The sequence below is a fragment of the uncultured Maritalea sp. genome (assembly GCF_937139385.1).
Taxonomy (GTDB): domain Bacteria; phylum Pseudomonadota; class Alphaproteobacteria; order Rhizobiales; family Devosiaceae; genus Maritalea; species Maritalea porphyrae_A.
The window spans coordinates 1-2,729 of the sequence record NZ_CAKZPW010000301.1 but is presented as its reverse complement, the minus strand read 5'-3'; the positions used below and the strand labels follow the sequence as shown (position 1 = coordinate 2,729).

Sequence of the window (2,729 nt, the reverse complement as noted above, 5' to 3'; positions counted from 1 at the left end):
AAGAATTTGGCATCCAAGATGGATCGGGCTTTGCCTATTCCAATATCTTTGTGATCGATTTACAAAATGATGATTGGGTTGGTGGATCGCCGTTTCGGGTACAAGCCGCTGACGAAACCACACAATTGGCCGAAATTCGCAGCCAAGCCATGCGCGCCGCCATGGGGCCAATCGGCAATTTTGACATTTCCCGGCCAGCGCGCTTGATCGCGCTCAATGGAGATGGGGAACCCGAGGCCAATGAGCTGACGTTGGACTTTAGCGTGCCGGGTTATTCCGACCCCTCCTCATTTTTTGCCAGCTATGAGTTGAGCTTTGACATTTATACCGCCCCATCAGGCGAGAACTGCATGGACTATTTTGGCGAAAAGGCAAAAGGGTTTCGTCTCAAGCTATTTGATGGCACCAGCACCAAAATCTTGCACGAAGACGTGCGGGTGCCCACCTCGCGCGGATGCCCGGTGACATATCGCGCCAGCGCGGTGGCAATTCCGCTTGAAGATGCACATATTTTACATGGTGTGGCCTTGGTTTCGGTTTGGACTTATGGCTTTGAAGGCTGGGATCGGCGATATTTGGCCGTGCCTTTGACAACCGGAGAATAATTGCGTGCTCACAGCCGACGAAATAAGGCGTTACCAGCGCCATATAGTTTTGAAGAATGTCGGCGGACCGGGCCAGCAAAAACTTAAAGCCGCAAAAGTGCTGATAATTGGCGCGGGCGGTTTAGGCAGCCCGGTCATCGCCTATTTGGCAGCAGCTGGGGTCGGCACAATTGGGGTGGTGGACGACGACATCGTTTCCCTTTCCAATTTGCAGCGCCAAATGGTTCATCGCACCCAAGATGAGGGTGTGACGAAGGTTGATTCTGCAAAGAGATTTGCTAACGCGTTGAATCCAAATGTGAATTTCATTGCGATCAACCAGCGATTGAATGAAAACAATGGCGCACACATCATCGCGCCTTACGATTTTGTGGTTGATGGCTCCGACAATTTTGACACGCGCGCGTTAGTGGCTGAGTTTTGCGCGGCGGCAAAAATTCCACTGGTGGCGGGTGCGGTATCTTTGTTCGATGGCAATTTGACCGTGTTCGCCCCATTTAAAGACGACAACCCGCGCTTTAGCGATCTCTATCCGCAACGCCCAACGCCCGATCAACTGCCCTCGTGTGAAGAAGCGGGAATTTTGGGACCGATTACGGCGGTGATTGGTGGATTGCAAGCGATGGAAGTCGTGAAACTAATTACGGGCGTTGGCGAGCCACTTGTTGGGCGCTTGTTAACCTATGATGGGCGAGATGCGCGGTTCCGCGAGATGAGATATCGACGCGCCCCATAAGGGGTGCTAGCCTTTCGCTCAAAAAGGGGAAGGCAGATGGACGAAAAAACATCAGTTGGCGTGATCGGCCTTGGCATTATGGGCCGACGAATGCTTGAAGCCCTTTCAAGCCACGACAAGTTTTACGCCAGTCACATCTGGGACCCGAGCGCTGTTTCTGTGGCCAAAGCGACACCTTTAGCCCCTGAGGCGAAAGTCTGCGATAACCCTGCGGCGGTAATTGAAGGCGCGAAGGCGATATATCTTGCCTGCCCGCCAGACCCGCGCCGGCTTTATGCCATGATCGCTGCAGATTGCGGCAAACCGCTTTTTTTGGAAAAGCCCTTGGGCATCAATATGGCCGCCAGCCGTTCCATGGTGCATCATCTTGAAAAGACGCGGGTGCCAGCGGCGGTCAACTTCGTGCAGGCAACCGGAGAGCCTTTGGCCGCGATTAAGGCGGCGTTGCAATCGGGTGAGATGGGCGATCTCGTTGGCATCGACATTGAAGTTTCTTATGCGCAATGGCCCCGACTTTGGCAAAAAGATGCCGCATGGCTCAAACTTAGATCCGAAGGGGGCATGACCCGCGAAGTGATCTCTCACTTCATGTTTTTTGCCGAGCGGCTTTTGGGCACCACTCATTTGAATTGGACAAGTCCCATTTTTCCAGATGAGACATTGTGCGAAACCAACCTTTCGGCCCGTCTTTTCAACCCCGACGGTTTGCCGCTGAACGTCTTTGCCAATGTGGGCGGCGCGCAGCCAGACAAGCAACGGGTGTTCGTAAAGGGCACAAAGAAGAGCTTTAAGGTTGAGCAGTTCAGCGAACTTTGGGTCAGTGAAGGCGATAGGTTTAGCCAGGTGGTATTTCCGTCTGACAATGCCCGCATTGATGGGTTGCATGTGCAATTAGATCATTTTGACAAATGCATACGCGGCGAACCTCATCTGCTGGCGACCATCCAAGAAGCGCTGAGTGTGCAGGAAAAGATTGAGGGGATGTTGGCGGGGTGAGGCGCGTTGCCCCCCGTCAAGTGCAGTGCGGATATCTAGTTTTATCAATTTGAGCCAATAAAATGAAGTTCGTCATACTTATAGGGCCACAAGCTGTTGGCAAAATGACGGTCGGACAGGAGCTGGAAAAAAGCACCGATCTGAAGCTGTTTCACAACCACATGACCATTGACTTGGTGAGTAAGTATTTCGACTTTGGCACACCTGAAGGTCAAAAACTGGTTGAGAATTTGCGCTTTGAGTTTTTTCGCACGTTTGCAGCAAGTGATCAGCCGGGGTTCATCTTCACACTCATGTGGTGCTTTGACGACCCGAGTGACCGTACCTTCATCGAAGAAGTTACTCGAATTTTTGAAGATCAAGGCGCCGATGTCTATTGGGTCGAATTGAAA

General features: G+C 52.1%; 4 protein-coding genes. All 4 read left to right on the top strand.

Annotation, left to right across the window (positions count from 1 at the left end; all coding sequences use genetic code 11):
- The coding region (locus tag Q0231_RS12375) for a DUF2259 domain-containing protein (RefSeq protein WP_299347879.1) at positions 1–605 on the top strand (605 nt) is incomplete at its 5' end.
- A gap of 4 nt (positions 606–609) precedes the next feature.
- Positions 610–1,341, top strand: coding sequence for a molybdopterin-synthase adenylyltransferase MoeB (locus tag Q0231_RS12370; RefSeq protein WP_299347878.1), 732 nt, complete (start codon positions 610–612; stop codon positions 1,339–1,341).
- Positions 1,342–1,377: 36 nt separating this feature from the next.
- On the top strand, positions 1,378–2,337 hold the full coding sequence (locus tag Q0231_RS12365) for a Gfo/Idh/MocA family oxidoreductase (RefSeq protein WP_299347877.1): 960 nt from the start codon (positions 1,378–1,380) through the stop codon (positions 2,335–2,337).
- A gap of 62 nt (positions 2,338–2,399) precedes the next feature.
- On the top strand, positions 2,400–2,729 hold a 330-nt coding region (locus tag Q0231_RS12360), incomplete at its 3' end, for an AAA family ATPase (RefSeq protein WP_299347876.1).